The following is a 21,606-nucleotide window of genomic DNA, read 5'->3' on the forward strand; positions in this document are numbered from 1 at the left end:
GTAATCCCAAGTTGAACTCAGTTGCCAATCGGCTGGGTCATCGGCATTCGACCACGGTCGCGTTCGCCATGCCGCCGCCCTCGCACATCGTCTGCAGACCGTAGCGTCCCCCGGTCCTGCGCAGCTGGTGGACGAGTGTGGTCATGAGCCGGGCACCGGTGGCGCCGAGCGGATGCCCGAGGGCGATGGCGCCGCCGTAGGCGTTGATCCGCTCCTGCGGGGCGCCTGTCTCCCTCTGCCAGGCGAGGACGACGGAGGCGAACGCCTCGTTGATCTCGATCAGATCGATCTCGCCGATCGACAGTCCGGCCTTGGCCAGGGCCTTCTCGGTGGCGGGGATCGGTCCGGTCAGCATGTGGATCGGGTCGGAGCCGACCACGGCCATGGTGTGCACGCGGGCAAGGGGGGTCAGCCCCTGGCGGCGCACCGCTTCCTCGGAGGCGATCAGCAGGGCTGCGGCGCCGTCGGAGATCTGGCTGGAGACGGCGGCGGTCAGCCGGCCGTCCTCGGTGAGGGGCTTCAGGCCGGCCATCTTCTCCGGCGTGGTGTCGGCGCGCGGGCCCTCGTCCACGGTGAGACCGAAGGCCGGGGTGATCTCCTCGTCGAAGGCCCCGTCGGCCTGGGCTGCGAGGGCCCGCTGGTGGCTGGTGAGCGCGAAGGCCTCCATGTCGGTGCGCGAGATCCCCCACTTCTCGGCGATCAGCTCGGCCCCACGGAACTGCGAGACCTCTTGATCCCCGAAGTGCTCGCGCCAGCCATTTCCCGCGAACGGGCTGCCCATTCCCGCCTGTTCACCGACGAGCATCGGGCTGGCGATGGGCACCAGGCTCATGACTTCCACACCCCCGGCGACCACCAGATCGGCGGCGCCGGACCCGACAGCCTGGGCGGCGAAGTGCACCGCCTGTTGGGAGGAACCGCACTGCCGGTCGATGGTGGTGCCGGGGACGTGTTGCGGCAGCCCCGCCGACAGCCACGCGGTACGGGCGATGTTCCCGGTCTGCGCGCCGAGCTGGCTCACGCACCCCAGATACACGTCGTCGACGGCGTCCGCGTCGACGCCGGTGCGGTCGATGAGCGCGCGCAGCACATGTGCGCCGAGGTCGGCGGGGTGCACGCCGCTGAGCGCACCCCGGCGACGGCCGACGGGGGTACGGACGGCTCCGACGATGAATGCTTCCGGCACGGTGGGCTCCAGGGATTCGGGGGTGCGATGCGAGGTATGGGGTCAGGTCAGGGGCGGGACACAAGTGAAGTCAGACGCCCGTTTGCCGAGGAAGGCGGCGACACCCTCGCGCCCCTCGTCGGAGACCGCCGCGGCGGCGAGCGCACCGCCCTCGCGGTCCAGATGCGGCCCCAGGTCATCGGTCAGACCGGATGCCACAAGGCGGCGGGTGGCACCGAACGCGGCCGTGGGCCCGCGGCGCAACATCTCAGCAGTGTGTGCGGCCTCGGTGGCCAGCTGACCGGGGGCGACAACGCGGCTCACCAGGCCGATCGCCGCGGCTTCCGCCGCCGGTATCCGACGGTTGGTCAGCAGCAGCTCCAGGGCGCGCTTCGGTCCGATAAGGCGCGGCAGGAACCAGCTGACGCCGCCGTCCGGCGAGTAGCCGATGGCGGTGTAGGCGGCGGTGAACGAGGCGTCGTCGGCGGCGAGGGTCACATCGGCCGCGGCGGCCAGGCCGATGCCCGCGCCGGCGACGGCCCCCTGGACTGCAGCGACCATGGGTGCGTCGATCGAGGCGAACGTGCGCAGGGCGTCGTGCAGCGCGCCGGTGACCGCGAGGAGATGCTGCTCCAGGGCGTCGCCCGAGAGCGCGGCGAACTCACGCAGGTCGCCGCCGACGCAGAACGACCGCCCCTCTCCGGTGAGCAGCACGGCCCGTACGTCGGCCGCCGCGCAGGTCAGCGCGGCGTCGAGCAATCCGCGCGCCGTCTCCAGGCCGATGGCGTTGCCCGCCTCGCCCCGGCACAGGGTGACGTGGGCCAGGCCGCCGTCGTCGATCTTCGTGTCCACGGTCATCGCGCGGTCCATCCGCCGTCAACGGTCAGGACCTGCCCGGTGCAGTACGAGGAGGCGTCCGAGGCGAGGAAGAGCAGTGCACCGTCGAGTTCCTGGGCGTCGCCGCCTCGGTGCAGCAGCGTGTTGCGCTCGACCCAGCGGCTGGAGCGCTCGTCACCGAAGAGGTCCGCGGTCATCTCGGTGCGGAACCAGCCGGGGGCGAGGGCGTTGACCCGTGCTCCGTCGCGGCCCCACTGCCCGGCCAGCTCTCGGGTCAGACCGATCAGTCCGGCCTTGGAGGCGGAGTAGCTCGCCCCTCCGAGGGGGGCGCCTGTGACCAGGGCGAGGATGGACGAGACGTTGATGATGCTCTTGCCCGCGCCGGGAGCTTCGGCGGCGAGCCGGGCCAGGTGGAACGGCGCGGTCAGGTTCACACCGAGAACGTCGGAGAAGTCCCCCGAGGACTCGTCCTCGGCGCGTGTAGCACCGGACATGGCCGCGTTGTTGACCAGGATGTCGATGCGGCCGGTGACGCTCACCGCCGTTTCGGCCAGCCGCACCCGGTCGGCCTGCTGTGCGACGTCGCAGCCCACCGGGTGGATACGGGCGTCGGAGTCGGCGAGCTCCTTCAGCCGGTCGACGCGCCGGGCGGCGGCGAAGACGGTCGCCCCGGCCTGCGCGAGGACGGTGGCGAAGCGTGCGCCGAGCCCCGAGGAGGCGCCGGTGACGATCGCCGTCCTGCCCTCCAGCGAGAACAGTTCCGATGCGAGTCGTGGCCGGCTCATTCGTCCACCCCGATCGGCAGGGCGGTGGCGCCGCCGTCGAGCACCAGCGTCTGGCCGGTCATCCAGGAGGAGGCGTCGGAGGCCAGGAAGAGCGCGGCGTTCGCCACGTCCTCCACGGTGCCGAGGCGTCGCATCGGCAGCTTGGCGGTGAGGACGGGCTCGCGCACCTCCCATACCGCACGCGCCAGTTCCGTCTTGATCAGTCCAGGGGCGATGGCGTTCACCCGTGCCCGCGGCCCGAGTTCGTAGGCGAGCTGCCGGGTCATGTGCAGCATGGCGGCCTTGGTGGCGTTGTAGTAGCCGATGTGCGGGTCGACGATCAGCCCGCCCACGGAGGCGATGTTGACGACCGCTCCCCCGTGCTCGGCCATCCAGGCGCGCCAGGCGCCGCGGGTCCAGGCGATCATGCCGTACTGGTTGACCCGGACGGTCTTCTCCGCCCGCGGGAGGTCCAGGTCGAGCAGGTCGCCGTGGTACGGGTTGGTGGCCGCGTTGTTGACGAGGATGTCGAGCCGGCCGAAACGGGCCATGGTCTCGTCGACGCAGGTCTGTGCCTGGTCGGGTTCGCCCGCGTTGGCCACGACGGTGTGGAGGTCGCCGTCGCCCTTGGTGCGCAGCAACTCCTCGCGCGCCTCGGCGAGTCCGGCGGCCTTACGGGCGGCGATCACCACATGCGCGCCGGCCGCCCGGTAGGCGGTGGCGATCCCGAGGCCGATGCCGCGGGAGCCGCCGGTGATGACGGCGACCTTGCCCTCCAGGGTGTGGGTGCTCACGCTGCCCCTGCCTTCGTGTCGGTCTTCTTGTAGCGGTCGAGTTCCTGGCGGGCGACCGTCCGCAGATGCACTTCGTCGGGGCCGTCCGCGATGCGCAGCGCCCGGGTGACGGTGAACAGCCGGGCCAGTACGGTGTCGTCGCTGACGCCTGCCGCGCCGTGTGCCTGCACCGCGCGGTCGACGACCTTGTGGGCCACCTCCAGTGCCGCCACCTTGATCGCGGCGACCTCCAGGCGGGCGGCGGCGTTGCCGAGGGTGTCCATCAGCCACGCCGACTTCAGTACGAGGAGGCGCAGTTGCTCGATCTCGATGCGGCTGCGAGCGATCCACTCGCGCACCACGCCCTGGTCGGCGAGCGGCCCGCCGAAGGCGACGCGTTCGGTGACGCGCTCGCACATCAGCTGCAGAGCGCGCTCGGCGAATCCCACGGCGCGCATCGCGTAGTGCATGCGCCCGGGACCGAGCCGCCCCTGGGCGAGTGCGAAGCCCTCCCCTTCTCCGCCGAGCATGTTCTCCACCGGTACGCGGACGTTCTCGAAGCGCACGTCGCCGTGGCCGAGCCGGTCGGTGTAGCCGAACATGGGCAGGTCGCGCAGGACCGTGACGCCCGGGGTATCGCGCGGGACGAGAAGCATGCTCTGCTGCCGGTAGGTGGGCGCGTCCGGGTCGGTCTTGCCCATCAGAATGATCAGCTTGCAGTCGGGGTCGAGGATCCCGGACGTGTACCACTTGCGGCCGTTGACGACGTAACTGTCGCCGTCGCGCGTGATGCGGGTACGGATGTTGCGGGCATCGGAGCTGGCGACCTCGGGCTCGGTCATGGCGAAACAGGAGCGGATCTCCGCGTCCAGGAGGGGGCGCAGCCAGCGCTTCTGCTGCTCCGGGGTGCCGTACAGCGCGAGCAGTTCCATGTTCCCGGTGTCGGGTGCCGAGCAGTTGAACACCTCGGGGCCGATGATGGAGCGGCCCGCCAGCTCGGCGAGCGGCGCGTACTCCAGGTTGGTCAGTCCCGCGCCCCAGTCGCCGTGTGCCATGAACAGGTTCCACAGGCCCTCGGCGCGTGCTTTCTCCTTGAGTTCCGTCATCACCGGCGGCAGCGCGTGCGGGTCGTCCGCTTCGGCGAGTTGCCGGTCATAGAGGGGTTCCGCGGGGAAGACGTGCGCTTCCATGAAGGACCGCATGCGATCCTGCAGTTCCTTCGCGCGGGGCGAGAGTCCGAAATCCACTGTTGCTCCTGTTCGCCGGCTCGGGAACCGTTGTGCTTCCCGTGTGCTGTGGCGGGTGTGGTCGGCGTGGTCAGCCGAGGATGTCGCGCGCCGCGGCGATCATCGCGGCGATGGTGGGCGGCAGTCGCTCCTGGTCCGGGTCGTGGTGCTTGCCCTCGCGATGCCGTCGCAGGTTGTGGCCCATGATCGCGGCCATCTTCATGCGCGCCAGTGCCCGGAACCAGTCCATCGCGGGCGGCGCGGGCCGGCCTTCGAGGTAGGCGCCCAGCAGTTCGGCCTCGGTGGGCAGGCCGGGTACGGCGTGTCCCAGCCGGGGGAAGTTGCGGTGGTCGGCGAAGAGCAGGAACCACCCCAGGTCGATGCGCGGGTCGCCGACGCTCCAGATCTCCCAGTCGACGACGGCCGTCGCGCGTGCGCGGGTGCACAGCACGTTGCCGAGCCGGAAGTCGCCGTGGAGCAGTACCGGCGGGAGCTCGCCGGGCACGTCGTCGCCCAGCCGCGCCAGCAACTCCTCGCCACCGGGGCGCAGCTCTGCCGGAACGGCGTGCATGGTGCGGCTCCACCGCTCCAGCTCACCGGCCGCGGCGAGGGGTTCGGGCGCGTCGAGTCCGGGCGTCCGGAGGTCGGTCGCGTGCAACTGGCGCAGTACGGAGGCGATCGCCAGCATTCGCGCGCGGGCCGTAGCGGGGGGCACCCCGGGCTCGTCGAGCACCGGCTCGACGGCCTCCCCGTCGGCGAAATCCATGGCGAACCAGGCCGGTTGGGCCTCGTCGACAACGGCGACACCCGGTACGAGCACCGGCGTTCCGGCCAGCGCGCCCAGCACTCGCGCCTGACGCAGCACGTCGTTGCGCCCGACGGGCCGCTGCCCCGGAGGCACCGCCTTCACGACGTACGCGGCATCCCCCACGGTGACCGAGTACGTCAGCCCCGAGTGACCGCCCGGCAGAGTCTTCAACTCCCCGACATCGACACCCGGGTGCAGGTGGGCGAGGCGGTCGCGGACCCGTGCGGCCAGCTCCGACACCTCGGTGGCCGTGCTCATCGGACGGGCTCCTTCGGCAGGCCGAGCACCCGCTCGGCGAGGATGGTGTGCTGGATCTCGTCCGTGCCGCCCGCGATGCGGTAGCCGGGCGCGCCGAGCAGGTGCTCCGTCCACGCGTAGGTGCCCCACTCCCCCGTGTCCGCGACGAGCCGCGGGCCCAGCAGTTCGGACACCAGATCGCTGGTGTCCCGCATGGTCCCGGTGGCGTAGAGCTTGCCGACCGAGGCTTCCGCTCCGGGTTCGCGACCGGCGACGAGGGCGGCGGTCACCCGCAGTCCGATGAGCCGCTGGACGAGGGTGCGGAGGTAGAGGTCGGCGGCGCGCTGTTGTTCGCTGTCGGTGAGCGGACGATGCAGGTTCCTGGCCAGGTCCAGCGCCCGGTCGGCGTTGTCCAGGCCGAGGCTGCCGGAGTCGAGCCGTTCGGCGGCCAGCACGCTCAGGGTGACCCGCCAGCCCTCCCCGACCGGCCCGAGACGGTCGGTGTCGGGCACCCGCACGCCGTCGAGGTACACCTCGTTGAAGCTGGCGCCGCCGGTCATCTGCTGGATGGGGCGTACGGTCACGCCCGGCGCGTCCATCCGCACCAGGAAGACCGTGATGCCGGCGTGTTTGGGCACGTCCGGGTCGGTGCGGCAGACCGCAACTCCCCAGGTCGCGACCTGGGCGCCCGAGGTCCAGACCTTGTGCCCGTCCAGGATCCAGTCCGCACCGTCGCGCACCGCCTTCGTGCGCACCGCCGCGAGGTCGGAGCCGGCCTCGGTCTCCGAGAAGAGCTGGCAGGCCAGTTCGTCCGTGCGCAGCATGGGCCGCAGCAGGCGCTGTTTCTGTTCCTCGCTGCCCCAGATGCCGATCGCGGGGGCGACGAGCTGCTGGGTCACCGGGAAGATCTCGCTGCGGTGCGGCACGTCGAAGGCCGCTTCCTCGGAGCGGTAGAGCTGTTCGTAGGACGCCGGCAGGCCGCGACCCCCGTACGTGTCCTGCCAGGCGAGTGCTCCCCACCCCTGGTCGTAGCGGGTGCGTTCCCACTCCTGGATGCGGGCGGTGTGCTCGCGCTCCTCCTGCTCGGTCCGGTTCTCGAACACGGCGACGGAGTCGGAGCCGGTGCCCCACTCCCCGGCGGCGGCGCGCGGCCGGGCGACCGTGGCGAGCCACTGCCAGGCCTGCGCGCGGAAGTCCTCGGGTTCCGGGATGGCGTTCATCTCTCCCCTCTCTCCTCTCCGCCCCCGTTCAGCGGGACAGCACCGTGCAGGCGCTGACGCCGGGGGCGCCGTAGACATGCGTGAAGCCGGTTCTGGGGCGGCCGGGGACCTGGCGTTCGCCGGCGCGGCCGCGCAGTTGCTGGACGACCTCGTAGACCTGGCGCAGCCCCGAGGCGCCGATGGGCTCGCCGTTCGCGATGCAGCCGCCATCGGTGTTGACCGGCAGCGCGCCGTCGATCTCTGTGGCGCCGGCGGCGATCAGCCGCTCCTGCTCGCCGTCCTCGCAGAAGCCGCACTCGGCCATGTGCATGACCTCGGCGCCGCTTTCGGTGTCCTGCAGCTGGCAGACGTCGATGTCGCCGGGGGCCACCCCCGCCGCCTCGAAGGCGGCGGCCGACGCGTCGCGGCTGACGCTCGTCAGACGGCCCCCGGGGACCGACGGACTGAACACCTCGAACGAGCCGAAGCGCCGAGTGCGGACGGCCGCCGCGCGCAGGGTGACCGAGGGGCCGCTCATGGCGCGGGCGGCCTCCGGGGAGCAGAGGACCAGCGCGGCCGCACCCGCTCCCGGTGAGCAGAACATGTAGCGCGTCAGCGGGTCGCTGACCATGTCGGAGTCCAGGATCTCCGCCGCGGACAGCGGCTTGCGGCGCCAGGCTTCGGGGGTGCGGGCCCCGTTGCGGTACGCCTTCTCGGCGACCAGCGCGAGGGTCTTCGGCGTGATCTTGTGGTCGTGCAGATAGCGCTGGGCCTTCATACCGAAGAACTGGGTGGTCACCATCAGCCCGTCGCTGCCGTACTCCTCTGCCAGGCCCCAGTCCTCGGGCCGCGGGTCGAAGGCACCGCGTGGGTGCTTGTCGAACCCGACGGCGAGGACGACGTCCGCCATGCCGGCGCGGATCGCGTTGACGGCGGAGACCAGCGCGCTGCCACCGGTCGCGCAGCCGTTCTTGACGTTCACGAACGGCAGGCCGCTGAGCCCGAGTTGGGTGACCAGGGTGTCGGCGAGCCCGGCGCTGTCACTGCCGCCGAATGCGGCCCGCACTCGGGACCACCCGATCCCGGCGTCCGCCAGCGCGGAGTTCACCGCGTGCACGGCCAGTTGCCGGCCGCTCGCGTCCGGCCGCCCGAAGGGGGTGCGGGCGGCGCCGCAGATGAGTACGTCGGTGGTCATGAGTCCTCCGCACCGGTTGTGGGCCGGGCGCGCGGCACCCCGCCACCGGCGGTCAGCGTGACGGGCATGCCGATGCGGAGCCCGTCGAGGTTGTCGACGTCGATCAGGGCGGCGACCCGTACGCCCTCCGCCAGTTCGACGTAGCCGACCGCGAACGGTGCGAAGCCGCCGGAAGGGACGCGGTAGGGCGGCGACTTGGGGGCGTGCCGCTGCACCGTCCAGGTCCACAGCGTGCCCGTGCCGGACAGGGCCACCGGGTCGGCGGGCCCGCCGCAGCGCGGACACGCGCTGTCGGCGGGGTACGTCGCCACCGAGCAGCCGGCGCAGCGGGCGCCCCGCAGCGCGCCGGCTTGACTCCGCGGGTTCGCGGCCATCGGGGTCAGCGCCCCTGCCACTTCGGCTCGCGCTTCTCCAGGAACGCCGACACACCCTCATTGGCGTCATCGGAGTTGAGCGCCACTCCCACGGCGAGGTGCTCCATGACCATCAGGGACTGGGTGTCGGCGTCCAGACTCCGGTCGATCGTCATCTTGGTCAGCCACATCGTGAACGGGCTCTTGTCGGTGAGGTGGGAGATGAACTCCTCGACCGTTTCGTCCAGCTTCTCGGTCGGCGCATGGTCGTTGATGAGGCCGAACTCGGTCGCCTCCACGCCGGAGAGCAACTTGCCGGTGAGCATCAGCTCCTTGGTCTTGCGGATACCGATCATGCGCGGCACCCGGTAGATCGGGCCGGCCCCGCCGAACAGGGCGCGGCGGATGTGGAAGTCCCCGATCTTGGCGTCGTCCGCGGCGATGGCGAAGTCGCAGGAGATCATGATCTCGAAGCCGCCGGCCGTGACATGGCCTTCCAGGACCGCGACGGACGGCGTCTTCATCGAGTAGAGGCGGTCGCACACCTTCGCGGACTTCACCGCGACGTCGATCGCGCTCGACTTGCCGACGAAGTCCGCCTTCAGGCTGTCGAGGTCGAAGCCCGAGCAGAAGGTGCCGCCGCGCCCGCGGAACACCAGGACCCGCAGCTCGGGGTCCTCGTCGACCTCGGTGATGATCTCGTCGAGCCGGTCCAGGATCGGCACGGTGACGCAGTTCTTCTTCCACGGGCGGTTGAGCCAGACACGGGCGACGTGGCCGTCACGCTCGAACTGGATCTCGTCTTCCACTGCCATCTTCTGCCTCCGCAACCGAAGTGACTTGAACTGAATTCACTACGAGTCTGGGGAGCGCGCGGCGCAGCTGTCAACCCTCGGATCGAAATGGATTCAGCTGATGGGTGACCAACGAAGGCGCGCGCACCTCACACCAACGGCCCCATGAACAGCCAGCAAGACGGTGAATCAAATCGCCGCGCAACACACCTGCCGCTTGATCGAACCAAACTGGATTCAGTCATACTCTTGAGGAACGTACCTGGTTCGGTTCACCATGGCGGAGGGGTACGCACCGGCCACCCGCCCCCGGCCGCATTCAGCGGCCACCCGACCACCCCGGTCACCTCAACTACCTCAGCAGGGAAGGACCTTCATGTCCGGCATCCTCCGCCTCGGCGTGGTCGGTTGCGGCCTCATGGGCTCCGGCGTCGCCGAAACCGCCGCACTGCGTGGCATCAACGTGATCGTCGCCGAGTCGACTCCCGAGCTGGCAGCCGTCGGCCGCGACCGCGTCGTCGCCTCCCTCGACCGCGGTCTGCTGCGCGGCAAGCTCACCGAAACCGACCGCGAGCAGGCACTGGACCGGCTCTCGTTCACCCACGACCTGGACGAGCTGGCCGACCGGCAGTTCGTCGTCGAGGCCGTCGCCGAGCACCGCGACGTCAAGCTGGAGGTCTTCCGCCGGCTGGACAAGGTCCTGGCCGACCCGGAAGCCGTCCTTGCCACCAACACGTCCTCGATTCCCGTCGTCGACCTCGCCACCGCCACCGGCCGGGCCTCCCACGTCGTGGGGCTGCACTTCTTCAACCCCGTACCGGTACAGAAGCTCGTCGAGGTGATCCCCGCCCTCACCACCGGCGCCGACACCGTGGCCCGCACCCTCGACTTCGCCACCGAGGGCCTGGGCAAGACGGCCATCCAGGCGCCCGACCGCTCCGGCTTCGTGGTCAACGCCCTGCTGGTGCCCTACCTGCTCGCGGCGATCCGCATGGTCGAGTCCGGCACGGCGCACGCGGCGGACATCGACAGGGGTATGGAGCTCGGCTGCGCCCACCCGATGGGCCCGCTGAGGCTGCTCGATCTGATCGGCCTGGACACCATCCAAGCCGTGGCCACCTCGATGTACGAGGAGTTCAAGGAGCCGCTGTACGCCGCTCCTCCTCTGCTCCAACGCATGGTCGCCGCAGGCCACTTGGGTCGAAAGAGCGGCCGGGGATTCTACGTCCACGACGCCTGACGCGTGCGGGCCCGCACGGGCGGGACGACAAGCGGTCTTCACCGCTCGTCGTCCCGCCCGACCACGGCCTCCGCCGCCGCGCGTCCCTCCGCGACGGCGTGCGCGATGCGGCGCGGCACGACGCAGTCACCGACCGCGCGGACGGTCTGGTGGGCGGCCGGCCTGACGTCGGGCAGGCGGGGGTGGCGTACGCCGACCGTGACCAGGACATCGGCGGCGAGGTGCGTCTCGTGGCCGTCCAGGATGTGGTGCAACCGCACACCGTCGGCCGCCGTCGAGAGGACGGTGCTCATCGCGATGACGCGCAGGGGAAGCCCGCCGAGCCGGTTCATCAGCTGGGTGCGGTTCTCGGGCGACAGTCCCGTCGCGAAACCGGTGCCGGGGGTGATGACGGTGACCTCACGCGCGCCGGCCGTCAGCGCGCTCTCGGCGGCGCTGATGCCCTGCCACCATCCGAAGCCGTCGTCGAGGACGGCGACCCTGGGCGCGCTCGGTACGACGTCGGCGTGCCGACGCAGGAAGTCGGTACTGGTGAGGGTGGGAAGCTCACCGGTCAGGGGGACGTCCCCCTCCTCGGCGCCGGTGGCGAGCACGAGGTGGGCGTACGCGTCCAGTTCATCTGCCGCGGGGGACGCCCCGAGCAGCACCCGCACGCCGAGATCGGCCAGCCGGCCGCGCTGGAAGTCTACGAACGTCTGCCAGCCGGAGCGGTGCGGGGCGAGGGCCGCCAGGCGCGCCTGACCGCCCGCTTCCGGCGCCCTGTCGAAGACGGTCACCTCGGCACCGGCGCGGGCGAGTGCCATCGCGCACTCCATGCCGGCGGGCCCGGCCCCCAGCACGGCGACGGGCCGACTGCCGGCACCCCGCCGGGTGAGCAACAGCGGGACGGCCGGGCGGGTGGCGGCTCCCGGGGGCCCCAGCTCGGGGTTGACCGAACAGGATCCGGTGGGCTCGAAGGTCCGGCAGCCCTCGTTGCAGCTCGTGCAGGGCCGTACGGCGCGCTCCTCGCCGGCCATCACTTTGCGGGCGAAGTCGGGGTCGGCGATGAACGGTCGCGCCATGCCGACCAGATCGGCTCCCGCACCCAGCGCCCGCTCGATGTCGGCCGCCGATCGGAACCCCTGGCTGACCAGCAGCGGCAGGGCGACCGCGGCGCGGAGCCGGGCCACGGACGCCAGCAGCGGCGGGGGGGCGGTGGCCATGTCGGGGACGTAGGTGTTGCGGACGCCGGTGGTGATGTTGACGTAGGCGAACGGCGACGCGGTGCAAAGGCGTGGGAGCAGCTCGATGAGGTCGTCGAGACCGAGTCCGGAGTCCTCGCCCGGCTCCACCGATACCCGCACGCCGATGGGGAGTTCACCGATCTCGACGCGGATCGCGTCGATGATCTGAGACAGCAGCGCGAGGCGGTCGCCGTATGTGTCGTCGCGGGTGTTGTTTGCGCGGGAGAGGAATTGCGCGAGCAGATAGCCGTGCCCTGCGTGCAGTTCCACGCCGTGAAATCCGGCCTGCACACTGTTCGCCGCCGAGATGCGGAAGGCGTCGACGACGTCGCGTACCTCTTCGGTGCTCAGCGGGCGGGGCGCGGTCGCCTCCCGCGGGGAGCGGACGGCGGCGGCGGAGACCGGCGCGTAATAGGTGCCGGCGCCCAGGGTCTCCCGGCCGAGGTGGACGAGCTGCGCGATGGCCACCGCGCCCCCGTCGGTGATGGCCTCGGCGCGGCGGCGCACGGACTCCTTGATCTCCGGACGCCACGCCTCGGTCAGGTAGCGCCGGGGCAGCGTCGACTCGGGAGCCACGGCGGTGCCGCCGGTGATCACCATGCCGGCGCCGCCCTGGGCCAGGCGCCGCCAGTAGGCCGCATCGGTCTCGGTGGGGGCGCCGTCGGTGACGGCGGCGGTGGCATGGGCGGTGGCGACGAGGCGGTTGGGAAGGGTGAGGCCGCCGAGCACGAACGGGGCGGCCATGGCGAGGTCGGTGCGCTCCGTCATCGCTGCTCTCCTTGCCTGCTCAGGCGGCGGATCGTCCGGTGAGGCCCACGAGCGCGGCGAGTCGGGCGCGGTGCCCGTCCGCTGTACCGAACAGCACCTCACCGCTGCGTGCCCGGCGGACGTACAGATGCGCCGGGTGCTCCCAGGTGAAGCCGATTCCGCCGTGCAGTTGGACGTATTCGGCCGTCGCCAGGCGGAAGGTCTCGGAGCAGACCACGGCGGCGGTAACGGCCGCCACCGGCAACTGCGGCGACGCGACGGCGACGCAGGCGGTCGCGTACGTGGACGCCGAACGCGCCGCCTCAAGCGCGACCAGCAAATCTGCCAGCCGGTGCTTGACGGCCTGGAAGGAACCGATGGGGCGGCCGAACTGGTGCCGCTGGGCGACGAACTCGACCGTGGCCTCCAGTGCGTGGCCGCTGCCCCCGACCTGCTCGGCGGCCAGTGCGGCGCGGCCGATGTCGAGGGTCGCCGAGACGGTGTCCGCGGTGCGCTCCGCGGTGCCCACGACGGTGGCCGGCGCCCCTCGGAACTCCACCAGCGCCTGGCGCCGCGTCTCGTCCAGGACTCGGCGTGGCGTCCGTCGGCAGGTGTCCGCGGCCGGTTCGCAGGCGAACAGCCGGGGCCCGGCCGGGGTATCGGCCCGTACGAGGATGAGGTCGGCGCCGGCCCCGTCGAGCAGGAAGTCCGCCCGTCCGCGCAGTACCCAGCCCGAGACGGTCTGCTCGGCGGTGACACCGGGTGCATCAGCGTCGAAACCGGCGATGGTGGCGGTCAGGGTGCCGTCCGCGATGCGCGGCAGGTAGCGCGCGCAGGCCGCCGGGTCATCGCAGGCCAGCAGAGCGTGCGCGGCGAGGGCCACCGTGGGCAGCAGCGGCGCGCAGTACAGCGCCCGCCCGGATTCCTCCAGGGCGACCGCCAGCTCGGCGAAGGTGAAGCCCGACCCGCCGTACTCCTCGGGAACGGCCAGCCCGTGAACCCCGATCTCGCCCGCGAGCCGCGCCCAGAGCGCTGGGTCGTATCCCCGCGGGGTGGCCTGCTGCTTGCGGACGTCCTCGGGCCCGCTCACCTCGCGGTAGAAGTCCCGCAGGACGGTGCGCAGCTGCTGCTGCTCATCGGTTGCGGACAGCAGCTGGGGGGCGATCTCGGGGTGACGAGGGTGCATGGGGTCTCCATCGTGCTCGGACGGTGGCGAGCGGCATCGCATGAGATGCATCAGAATTGAACTCAATTCACCTTAAGGAGGGGATCCGGGACCGGCAAGCCCCCGGAACCGGATTCCCTACGCCCGTCAGGCGGTGAAGCGCCCGCCGTTGGCCAGCAGCACCGCGCCGACCAGGTTCGCCGCCGCGTCGCTCGCCAGGTAGAGAGCGATGTCGGCGATCTCCTCGGCCGTCGCGTACGGACGCACCCGTGGGTCGGCGAATCCGGCGCGCAGCACTTCCGGCGTGCGGGCCGCCATCCCCGTCTCGGTGGGGCCCGGGGCCACCACGTTCACGCGGATCCCGGAGGCGATGACCTCCTTGGCCACGGCCTGGCTCAGTGCGTGCACACCCGCCTTGGAGGCGGCGTAGTGCGGATAGCCGACGGGGGTGTCGAAAGCCGACGAGGAGCCGATGACCACGATCGCGCCCGCCCCGGCCGGCTGCATGGCCCGCACCGCGGCACGCAGCACATGGAAGGTGCCGTCCAGATTGACCGCCATGACGCGCCGCCAGGATGCGTCGTCGAGGGACCCGGTCACCGCCGCCGGCCGCCGCTCGACCAGGGCTTCCGCGATCCGCTGTTTGGCCTCCGGGTCGTCCACGCCGGCCGCGTGCACCAGGACGTCGATCCGCCCGTGCCGGCGCAGCACCTCCTGGACGGCGTCATCCACCGCGGTCGCGTCCCGCACGTCGACGTGGACCGCTTTCGCGGTGGGCAGCTCCTCGGCGACGGCCGCGGCGCCGTCGACGTTCACATCCGCCAGGACGACGGCCCGCGCCCCTTCCGCGGCCAACTGCCGGGCCACGGCCGCGCCCATGCCGGAGCCGGCACCCGTCACCATCGCGACCTTGCCCGCGAACCGCCCCGCCCGATCATCTCCATGCACCACGGCAATCCCACTCTCCATATATTGAACTGACTTCACCTCTGTTACCGTGACGACCGTCGGGCTGACAAGACCTGGGACGGTGACGATGCGGGCACTGCGGCTGACCACATGGGGCGAACCACCGACGCCGACGCGGATCGAGCGGCCCGTCCCCCACGGCGACGAGGTGCTGGTGCGGACGGAAGCCGTCGGGCTCTGCCACTCCGATCTGCATGTCGTCGACAAAGGCGCCGGGACCCTCCCCTATCGCCTCCCCTTCACCCTCGGCCACGAGGTCGCAGGACAGGTCGCCGTGCTCGGCCCCGAAGCCGACGGAGTGACGGTCGGCGAACGCGTGGTGCTGTACGGACCGTGGGGCTGCGGCACCTGCGACCGCTGCGCCGCGGGCATGGACAACTACTGCGACCGGCGCCACACCCTCACGTGGCACGGGGCCGGGCTGGGCCGGGACGGAGGCATGGCCGAGTACGTGCTCGTCCCGTCCGCCCGGTACCTGGTGCCGATCGGCGACCTGCCCGCCGATCAGGCGGCGCCGCTCACCGACGCGGGCCTGACGTCGTATCACGCCGTCGCCGGCCTGCGATCCGTGCTCGGAAAGGGGGCCACCACCGTCGTCATCGGCGTCGGCGGGCTCGGCCACCTGGCCGTCCAGATCCTCCGCGCGACCACGCCGAGCCGGGTACTGGCGGTCGACATCCGCGAGGAGGCGCTGACTCTCGCATACCGCTGCGGCGCACACTTCGGGGCCTTGCTGCGGGCGGACACCGGCCATGAACTGAGGGCGCAGAGCGGCGGCGTAGGACCGGACGCCGTGCTGGATTTCGCGGGCACCACGGAATCCCTGGAACTCGCGGCGAGCGTCCTGCGCCCCGGCGGTGCCCTCACGCTGGTCGGCAGTGGCGGTGGGCACCTGACGGTCCGCAAACCGGGCGCGCTGCCGCAGGGCTTCCGGCTCTCGCTGCCGTTCTGGGGGACGCGGCCCGAGCTCGCCGAGGTCATCGCGCTGGCGCGCTCCGGGGCGATCCGCGTCGAGACGGAGCAGTTCCCGCTGTCCACCGCCCTGGATGTCTTCGAGCGGCTCCGGCAGGGCCGGGTGCGGGGGCGGGCCGTACTCGTACCCGACTGAAGCGCCGCCCCCCGGCGGCACTTCACGATGCCCCGCCCCGGCCCGCACGGCGTTCCGCACCACTTCGACGCATGACCTCTGACCTCTGACCTCTGACCTCTGACCTGATCAAAGCCTGCAGAAGGGAACCGCGAAATGCGCTTCGACGGAAAGGTCGCCATCGTCACCGGCGGGGCGAGGGGCATGGGCGCCTCGCACGTACGCGGGCTGGTCGCGGAAGGCGCCCGCGTCGCCATCTGCGACCTGCTGGACGACGAGGGAAAGGCCCTCGCCGAGGAACTCCCGCAGACCCGGTACTGCCACCTCGACGTCACCAGCGAGGAGTCCTGGCAGTCCGCCGTCCGCGCGACGGAGGACGCCTTCGGCCCGGTGGACGTTCTGGTCAACAACGCGGGGATCATTCACTTCGGCGGCGTCGAGGCCCAGACCCCCGATCAGTTCCGCCGGATCCTCGACGTCAATCTGGTGGGCGCCTTCCTCGGCATGCACACCGTCCTACCCGGCATGCGCAGCCGCAGCCACGGAGCCGTCGTCAACATCTCCTCGGCGGCAGGGCTCACCGGCTTCGCCGACGGCATCGGCTACGTAGCCAGCAAGTGGGGCGTGCGGGGCCTGACCAAGGCGGCGGCGCTCGACATGGCAGGCACCGGGGTCCGCATCAACTCCGTACACCCGGGCGTCATCCGGACCCCCATGGGCGAGAGCGCCTCTTCCGACCTCTTCACCGATCAGCCCCTACCGCGCGTCGGGGAGCCCGAGGAGGTCACCCGCATGGTGCTCTTCCTCGCCAGTGCGGACGCCTCCTACACCACCGGCGGCGAATTCCTCATCGACGGCGGCCAGACCATAGGCCGGACCGGGCACGCCGCCAAGTCACCCGCCGGCACCGGCATCTGACAAAGAGGATTCGGCCCGGTGAGCGCCGGCCCCGTGGCCAACGGTCACCGGGCCGGCGGTTCGGCTACACGTCCTTGCGGACGGTGAGGAGCGCACCGACCCCGATCACGGAGACCGCCATCACGAAGAACGCCGGGGAGAGCAGATTCCCGGTCCGGTGAACCAAGTAGGCCGCGATATACGGAGCCGTCCCGCCGGCGAGGACGGTGCCAACGTTGTAACCGATGGCCATGCCCGTGTAGCGGACACGGCGCTCGAACAGCCGCGGCCACAGACTGGCCGCCGGGACCTGCACGAACGCGCTGCTCACCATGAACAGGACATAGGCCGCACCCGCCAGGGCCAGGCTGTGCCGGCCCATCAGCAGCATCGCCGGGTAAGCGGTCACCAGGAATCCCAGCATGCCGAAGAGCAGGACGCGACGGCAGCCGAAACGGGAAGCGAGCCATCCCGCCGGGAGCATCAGCAGCACGGTGACGCCCACGACCCCCGCAGTCAGCCAGAACACCTGGGTCGGGTCGTACCCCAGGTCGGTGGTCAGGTAGATGCCGATGTACGTCAGCCCGAAGAAGATGGCGCCGCCTTGCGCCATCGCCAGGGCCATGGACTGCAGGAGCGCCGCGCGGTGGGTCGACAAGGCCTCGCGGATCGGCGCCGTGGGGATGTCGGCGCGTCGGGCGGCCGCCTCGAATTCGGGGGTGTCCTCGATCCGCAGCCGGGCCCACAAGCAGAACAAGGTGAGCGGCACCGCCATCAGGAAGGGCAGCCGCCAGCCCCAGGAGGACAGCTGGTCCGCGGTGGTGAGCGCGGAGATCGCCCCCGCGGTGGCCGCGGCGAGCATGAATCCAAGGTTGGACCCGATGGGCGTGAAGGCACCGAGGAAGGCTCGGCGCCGAGGCGGCGCAGACTCGTAGATGTAGGCGTACGCGCCGACCGACTCGCCGCCGGAGGAAATACCCTGCACCACCCGGGTGAGGAAGAGCAGCACCGCGGCCATCACACCGATCTGGTGATAGGTCGGTAGCAGCCCCGTGACGCTGCTCGCGATCCCCATGCACAGCACCGAGGAGACCAGCGCCGTACGGCGGCCGAGCCTGTCGCCGAGCCGCCCGAAGAAGATGCCGCCGATCGGCCGCGCCAGGAGGCCGGTGGCGAACACCGCCAGCGCCGCGAGCACCGAGGCCGCCGGATCGTCGCTCGGAAAGAACTGCGGAGCGATGGCCACGGCCAGATAGCCGTAAATGCTGAAGTCGTAATACTCGATCAAGGTGCCGAGGCTTCCGGCGAGCATCGCTCGACGCACGGAGCGCGGATCCGGCTCTGCCGGCTCCGCCCCCGATGCGGCGGACTGCTGAGTAGCGCTCACGGCCGACTCCCCTTCCTGTGGCACGGTCCCGTTCCCTGCCGGTGCCGGGGAGCGTACAGAACTGAACTCAGTACAGCTAGGTCTATCGCTCACCCGTTGAAGGGCGCGGCCCGCAAGGTGCAGTTGACCAGGAAACCCCTACCTGAATTGACCCTAACGGCGCGCAGCGCCATCGCCCCCTGCCGCCTCACCCCGAACCCAGCACTTGACGAACTGAACTGGATTTAGTTTAGATCGACCGGGTTGGACAGTCCGCACGGGCGGTCGTGCCGTCGAAACGAAGGAGAACCCGGTGCGCACGGAAGACGTGGACCTGTTGATCATCGGCGCCGGCATGGCCGGTCTGACCGCCGCCGCCCGCGCCGCACGCAACGGCCTGACCGTGACCACCACCGAGATAGGTGCCGAGGTCGGCGGCTCCGCGCTTTTCGCCGGCTACGCATGGACCGCCCCGAGCCACGACGCCATGGACCGGCACAACCCGCGAGGGGACCGCGCTCTCAAGCGCGCACTCGTGGACCGGTTCGCCGACGGCACCTCCTGGATCCGATCCCTCGGAGTGGAGGTCAAGGACTCCCAACGCGTCCTCAGCTTCGGCCGAGGGCATCAGTTCGACACCCACCACTACCTCGACACCTGCCGTCGCATTCTCCAAGGCAGTGGCGAACTGCTGCTCAAGACCGATACCGAACGACTGCTGATCGAGGACGGCGTCGTGACCGGCGCGGAGGTGAAGTCGACCGACGGTATGCGCAGGCAGGTGCGCGCGCGCTCCACGCTCCTCGCGACCGGCGGATTTCAGGGCGACCCGGCACTGCGAACAGCCCACGTCCACCCCCACGCCGACCGCATGGAGCTACGCTCCAACCCCCACAGCCAGGGCGGCGGCTACCGTCTCGCCTCCCAGGCCAGCGCCGCCACCGGCCACAACGACGCCGGCTTCTACGGCCACCTCATCCCCAGCGGCATTCCCTTCGCCGACCCCGCGGACTTCGTCGACATGTCGCTGTACTACAGCGAGCACGCCCTCCTGTTCAATCTGCACAATGAACGGTTCGTCGACGAGACGCTCGGCGACCATCTCACCGCCATGGCGTTGCTTGAGCAGCCCGAAGGCCGCGGCCTGCTCATCGCCGATGCCCGGGTGTTCCGCGACTGGATCGTCGGCTCGTACGTCGAAGGCGCCGTCGCCGTCGACAAGTTCGCTCTGGCGAGCAAGCGAGGCGGCCGCGTCGGGCTCGCCGAGGACCTGGAGGAACTGGCCTACCTGCCCGCGGAATGGGGCTACCGGGGCAACGACATCCGCGACGCGGTCACCCGGCTCAACGAGTGCGCCTCAGCAGGGCTGAACCCGCTGCCCAGCCGGGAGCTGGACCCCCTCCCGCTGATCGAACCGCCCTACTACGTCATGGAGACCGTGCCGGCCATCACCTTTCCGTTCCACGGCGTGCGCATCGACGACCGGGCCCGCGTGCTGCGCGAGGACGGCAAACCACTCGGCGGGCTCCTCGCCGCCGGGTCGGACACCGGAGGGCTGTGGCACCGCGCCTACGCAGGAGGTCTCGCCTCGGCGCTGGTGTTCGGACTCACCGCCGCGGACACCGCTGCCGCGTTGGCCCGCTCCACCTGAACGCCTACGCTTCGACCGCGCCACCGACCGTCATCTCACCCCTGCCAAACGCAAGGCGAAATCGCCGTACTGATAAACCACCTGGTCCTCGGTCAGGTCAGCGTCCTCGCGGTACCACACGGCCACGCCCATCCCCAGATCCAGGATCGCGTACGAGGTCAGCTTCACCGTGGGCACCCGGAACCGGCCGGCCTCCACCCCCTCGGTGAGCAGGTCCCGGAACGCCTGCTCGTAGGCGGCCCGCAGCGTCAGGACCTCCGCACGGTGGGGTTCCTCCAGGCTGCGGATCTCCCGCGTCCCGACGAATGCCTCCTGGCGGTGCCGGGCGTGGTAGCGGACGTGGGCCTCCGTGGCCCGGCGCAGGCGTTCCACCTGATCCTCGCAGCCGGTTACTGCCGCGCGGTGGGTCCGCAGCAGGTCTTCCATCGTGCCCGTCATGATCCGAGCGAGCAGCTCCTGTTTGGAGCCCACGTGCTTGTACAGGCTCGGCCCCCGCACCCCCACCGATGCGCCGATGTCGGCCATCGTGGTGGCGGCGTAGCCACGCTCGGCGAACAGGGCCAGGGCCGCACCCCGGATCTCCGCCGCACGCGGTCCCGCGGGCCTCCCCGCCGCCGGGCGGCCCCGGGCAGCCGACTGGCCGCCACGCTCCGACATCACGCTTCCCCTGTCCACTCCGACGGCTGCCGCCTCTTTCGCACGCGGAAGTCGTCTCCGCTCGCGCACGGTAACGCATCCGATGACGCGACCATCCGGGGAGGTCGAGAGCCCGGGCCGGGAGTCTGCCGTCGCGACTGCCCAGCAGTTGCGGTGCGCGGGCACCCGAATTCGCGCCAGGACCCGCTCGGGAGCCACGTGAGACGACCTCTAAGCCTTGATGGGTGCGGCCGACCTGGCGGCCTGCTCGATCTTCGCGCAGTGGGCTGCGCGGGCTTCCTCGTCGATCTGCTTCTCGTGTTCGGCGCGCAACCCGGTCCGGCCGTCGAGGCCCTCGCGCAGGATATCGGCGTGCCCGGCATGCCGGATGGACTCGCTGAGGACATGGACCATGATGGCGAACAGGTTCGTGTTGGGATAAGGCTCCGGCCACCACGGCACGTGGCCGGGGGCGTCGAGGGGAAGCTCGTTGATCGTCGCGTCCGAGTGTTCCCACGTGCGCCGGTAGAACCCGATGATCTGATCGCGGGTCTCGTCCTCGGTCGCCCACAGATCGCTGCCGTTGGAGTCCTGCCACCGGGGCAGCGGTTCCGGGGAAGGGCGGTCGAAGACCTCGCCGAAGTACCTGGCCTCGACGGTGGCCACGTGTTTGACCAGGCCGAGGAGGTTGGTCCCGGTCACTGTCAAAGGCCGGCGGGCATCGTATTCGGACAAGCCGTCGAGTTTCCAGAGCAGCGCCTTGCGGTCCCGCCGCAGTCTCCCGTGCAGGTTGTCTTTCGCGAATCCATCGATCATGCGGCATGAGCCTGCCATGGGCTGCTCGTGGTCTCAAGATCCCGTACGTGCTCCGCAACGACTGCCAGAGCCGGGGCCTGGCCATGGCCCGCGCCCTGACCTGCTACCAGTAGCTTGCGAAACTTGCCACGTGAGACAACCTCTAAATCCCGGCGGAACGACCGAAGCGACGCCCCCCCGAGATCCCCCTCATCTTCCCTCCGGGTTGGGCTCGGATTCCCGTCTGTGAGGGGACAAAAGAGGCCGCTGCCGGTAACCCGTGACGAGCACGACACATACCCGTTGGCTACCCAACTCCGGCCGGTCACCTCGTGATTGATCATCGCGACGAGAACGTAGTTGGTGTTGGAGTACTGCCAGTCAGTGCCCGGGGGGGGAGTCGGGGGTTTCCGCATCGCCATTCCCACCAACTTCTTTCTGGGGTGTAGCTGCGGAACCGCTCGGCCCTATAGCCATCT

General features: G+C 70.8%; 20 protein-coding genes and 1 pseudogene. 4 read left to right on the forward strand and 17 right to left on the reverse strand.

Features of this window, described 5'->3' with window-relative positions; all coding sequences use genetic code 11:
* Positions 1 to 37: 37 nt before the first annotated feature.
* The 10 genes from ACH4FH_RS31500 to ACH4FH_RS31545 form a co-directional block, all read right to left on the reverse strand.
* Positions 38 to 1,186: an acetyl-CoA C-acetyltransferase gene (locus tag ACH4FH_RS31500; RefSeq protein ID WP_398559366.1), complete on the reverse strand. Its 1,149-nt coding sequence runs from the start codon at positions 1,184 to 1,186 to the stop codon at positions 38 to 40.
* A gap of 42 nt (positions 1,187 to 1,228) precedes the next feature.
* Complete coding sequence (locus ACH4FH_RS31505) at positions 1,229 to 2,023, reverse strand: enoyl-CoA hydratase/isomerase family protein (protein WP_398559367.1); 795 nt, start codon at positions 2,021 to 2,023, stop codon at positions 1,229 to 1,231.
* On the reverse strand, positions 2,020 to 2,787 hold the full coding sequence (locus ACH4FH_RS31510) for an SDR family NAD(P)-dependent oxidoreductase (RefSeq protein ID WP_398559368.1): 768 nt from the start codon (positions 2,785 to 2,787) through the stop codon (positions 2,020 to 2,022). Before ACH4FH_RS31510 ends, ACH4FH_RS31505 begins: the two co-directional genes overlap by 4 nt.
* Positions 2,784 to 3,560, reverse strand: a complete 777-nt coding sequence (locus ACH4FH_RS31515; protein WP_398559369.1) for an SDR family oxidoreductase — start codon at positions 3,558 to 3,560, stop codon at positions 2,784 to 2,786. Before ACH4FH_RS31515 ends, ACH4FH_RS31510 begins: the two co-directional genes overlap by 4 nt.
* On the reverse strand, positions 3,557 to 4,786 hold the full coding sequence (locus ACH4FH_RS31520) for an acyl-CoA dehydrogenase family protein (RefSeq protein ID WP_398559370.1): 1,230 nt from the start codon (positions 4,784 to 4,786) through the stop codon (positions 3,557 to 3,559). Before ACH4FH_RS31520 ends, ACH4FH_RS31515 begins: the two co-directional genes overlap by 4 nt.
* Before the next feature lie 70 nt (positions 4,787 to 4,856).
* Positions 4,857 to 5,831 carry a phosphotransferase family protein gene (locus ACH4FH_RS31525; protein WP_398559371.1) on the reverse strand — a complete coding sequence of 325 codons (975 nt, stop codon included), beginning with the start codon at positions 5,829 to 5,831 and terminating at the stop codon, positions 4,857 to 4,859.
* Complete coding sequence (locus ACH4FH_RS31530) at positions 5,828 to 7,030, reverse strand: acyl-CoA dehydrogenase family protein (protein ID WP_398559372.1); 1,203 nt, start codon at positions 7,028 to 7,030, stop codon at positions 5,828 to 5,830. Before ACH4FH_RS31530 ends, ACH4FH_RS31525 begins: the two co-directional genes overlap by 4 nt.
* Positions 7,031 to 7,058: 28 nt before the next feature.
* The gene (locus tag ACH4FH_RS31535; RefSeq protein WP_398559373.1) at positions 7,059 to 8,204 is read right to left on the reverse strand and encodes a thiolase family protein; all 1,146 of its coding nucleotides are present in this window, start codon (positions 8,202 to 8,204) and stop codon (positions 7,059 to 7,061) included.
* Complete coding sequence (locus ACH4FH_RS31540) at positions 8,201 to 8,578, reverse strand: Zn-ribbon domain-containing OB-fold protein (protein WP_398559374.1); 378 nt, start codon at positions 8,576 to 8,578, stop codon at positions 8,201 to 8,203. The genes ACH4FH_RS31535 and ACH4FH_RS31540 overlap by 4 nt, the downstream gene beginning before the upstream one ends.
* 5 nt (positions 8,579 to 8,583) lie before the next feature.
* Positions 8,584 to 9,372 (reverse strand): enoyl-CoA hydratase/isomerase family protein, encoded by a 789-nt coding sequence (locus ACH4FH_RS31545; RefSeq protein ID WP_398559375.1) that lies wholly within the window; start codon positions 9,370 to 9,372, stop codon positions 8,584 to 8,586.
* Between the two features lie 355 nt (positions 9,373 to 9,727).
* Between ACH4FH_RS31545 and ACH4FH_RS31550 the strand changes: the two genes are divergently transcribed.
* Positions 9,728 to 10,591 carry a 3-hydroxybutyryl-CoA dehydrogenase gene (locus ACH4FH_RS31550; protein ID WP_398559376.1) on the forward strand — a complete coding sequence of 288 codons (864 nt, stop codon included), beginning with the start codon at positions 9,728 to 9,730 and terminating at the stop codon, positions 10,589 to 10,591.
* 38 nt (positions 10,592 to 10,629) lie between these two features.
* Here the strand turns inward: ACH4FH_RS31550 and ACH4FH_RS31555 are convergent, their stop codons facing one another.
* The 3 genes from ACH4FH_RS31555 to ACH4FH_RS31565 form a co-directional block, all read right to left on the reverse strand.
* A complete protein-coding gene (locus ACH4FH_RS31555) occupies positions 10,630 to 12,582 on the reverse strand; it encodes an FAD-dependent oxidoreductase (RefSeq protein WP_398559377.1) in 1,953 nt (650 codons plus the stop codon).
* Between the two features lie 19 nt (positions 12,583 to 12,601).
* A complete protein-coding gene (locus ACH4FH_RS31560) occupies positions 12,602 to 13,747 on the reverse strand; it encodes an acyl-CoA dehydrogenase family protein (protein ID WP_398559378.1) in 1,146 nt (381 codons plus the stop codon).
* Positions 13,748 to 13,873: 126 nt separating this feature from the next.
* Entirely contained in the window at positions 13,874 to 14,677 is an 804-nt protein-coding gene (locus tag ACH4FH_RS31565; RefSeq protein WP_398559379.1) for an SDR family NAD(P)-dependent oxidoreductase, read from the reverse strand.
* Between the two features lie 46 nt (positions 14,678 to 14,723).
* Here ACH4FH_RS31565 and ACH4FH_RS31570 point away from each other — a divergent pair, with 46 nt between their 5' ends.
* Both ACH4FH_RS31570 and ACH4FH_RS31575 read left to right on the forward strand, forming a co-directional pair.
* Complete coding sequence (locus tag ACH4FH_RS31570; protein ID WP_398559380.1) at positions 14,724 to 15,803, forward strand: NAD(P)-dependent alcohol dehydrogenase; 1,080 nt, start codon at positions 14,724 to 14,726, stop codon at positions 15,801 to 15,803.
* A gap of 135 nt (positions 15,804 to 15,938) precedes the next feature.
* Positions 15,939 to 16,700, forward strand: coding sequence for an SDR family oxidoreductase (locus ACH4FH_RS31575; RefSeq protein ID WP_398559381.1), 762 nt, complete (start codon positions 15,939 to 15,941; stop codon positions 16,698 to 16,700).
* 64 nt (positions 16,701 to 16,764) lie between these two features.
* On the opposite strand, the gene ACH4FH_RS31580 is transcribed toward ACH4FH_RS31575, so the two are convergent.
* Positions 16,765 to 18,066: an MFS transporter gene (locus ACH4FH_RS31580; protein ID WP_398559382.1), complete on the reverse strand. Its 1,302-nt coding sequence runs from the start codon at positions 18,064 to 18,066 to the stop codon at positions 16,765 to 16,767.
* A 292-nt stretch (positions 18,067 to 18,358) separates the two neighbouring features.
* On the opposite strand from ACH4FH_RS31580, the gene ACH4FH_RS31585 reads away from it, so the two are divergent.
* The gene (locus tag ACH4FH_RS31585) at positions 18,359 to 19,696 is read left to right on the forward strand and encodes an FAD-binding protein (protein ID WP_398559383.1); all 1,338 of its coding nucleotides are present in this window, start codon (positions 18,359 to 18,361) and stop codon (positions 19,694 to 19,696) included.
* Positions 19,697 to 19,726: 30 nt separating this feature from the next.
* On the opposite strand, the gene ACH4FH_RS31590 is transcribed toward ACH4FH_RS31585, so the two are convergent.
* From ACH4FH_RS31590 to ACH4FH_RS31600, 3 genes and pseudogenes are all read right to left on the reverse strand, one after another.
* Positions 19,727 to 20,353: a TetR/AcrR family transcriptional regulator gene (locus tag ACH4FH_RS31590; RefSeq protein ID WP_398559384.1), complete on the reverse strand. Its 627-nt coding sequence runs from the start codon at positions 20,351 to 20,353 to the stop codon at positions 19,727 to 19,729.
* 210 nt (positions 20,354 to 20,563) lie between these two features.
* On the reverse strand, positions 20,564 to 21,148 hold the full coding sequence (locus ACH4FH_RS31595; protein ID WP_398559385.1) for a DinB family protein: 585 nt from the start codon (positions 21,146 to 21,148) through the stop codon (positions 20,564 to 20,566).
* Between the two features lie 350 nt (positions 21,149 to 21,498).
* Positions 21,499 to 21,549 (reverse strand): annotated as a pseudogene (locus ACH4FH_RS31600) (hypothetical protein); the annotation flags it as partial.
* Positions 21,550 to 21,606 lie beyond the last annotated feature (57 nt).

Source organism: Streptomyces sp. NPDC017993, assembly GCF_044328065.1.
Classification (GTDB): Bacteria; Actinomycetota; Actinomycetes; order Streptomycetales; family Streptomycetaceae; genus Streptomyces.

Excerpts from the sequence above, each read along its gene's own strand:
- ACH4FH_RS31560 (WP_398559378.1), bottom strand. The coding sequence starts at position 13,747 with ATGCACCCTCGTCACCCCGAGATCGCCCCCCAGCTGCTGTCCGCAACC.
- ACH4FH_RS31505 (WP_398559367.1), bottom strand. The coding sequence starts at position 2,023 with ATGACCGTGGACACGAAGATCGACGACGGCGGCCTGGCCCACGTCACC.
- ACH4FH_RS31510 (WP_398559368.1), bottom strand. The coding sequence starts at position 2,787 with ATGAGCCGGCCACGACTCGCATCGGAACTGTTCTCGCTGGAGGGCAGG.
- ACH4FH_RS31590 (WP_398559384.1), bottom strand. The coding sequence starts at position 20,353 with ATGTCGGAGCGTGGCGGCCAGTCGGCTGCCCGGGGCCGCCCGGCGGCG.
- ACH4FH_RS31575 (WP_398559381.1), top strand. The coding sequence starts at position 15,939 with ATGCGCTTCGACGGAAAGGTCGCCATCGTCACCGGCGGGGCGAGGGGC.
- ACH4FH_RS31525 (WP_398559371.1), bottom strand. The coding sequence starts at position 5,831 with ATGAGCACGGCCACCGAGGTGTCGGAGCTGGCCGCACGGGTCCGCGAC.
- ACH4FH_RS31530 (WP_398559372.1), bottom strand. The coding sequence starts at position 7,030 with ATGAACGCCATCCCGGAACCCGAGGACTTCCGCGCGCAGGCCTGGCAG.
- ACH4FH_RS31595 (WP_398559385.1), bottom strand. The coding sequence starts at position 21,148 with ATGATCGATGGATTCGCGAAAGACAACCTGCACGGGAGACTGCGGCGG.
- ACH4FH_RS31540 (WP_398559374.1), bottom strand. The coding sequence starts at position 8,578 with ATGGCCGCGAACCCGCGGAGTCAAGCCGGCGCGCTGCGGGGCGCCCGC.
- ACH4FH_RS31545 (WP_398559375.1), bottom strand. The coding sequence starts at position 9,372 with ATGGCAGTGGAAGACGAGATCCAGTTCGAGCGTGACGGCCACGTCGCC.
- ACH4FH_RS31535 (WP_398559373.1), bottom strand. The coding sequence starts at position 8,204 with ATGACCACCGACGTACTCATCTGCGGCGCCGCCCGCACCCCCTTCGGG.
- ACH4FH_RS31555 (WP_398559377.1), bottom strand. The coding sequence starts at position 12,582 with ATGACGGAGCGCACCGACCTCGCCATGGCCGCCCCGTTCGTGCTCGGC.
- ACH4FH_RS31550 (WP_398559376.1), top strand. The coding sequence starts at position 9,728 with ATGTCCGGCATCCTCCGCCTCGGCGTGGTCGGTTGCGGCCTCATGGGC.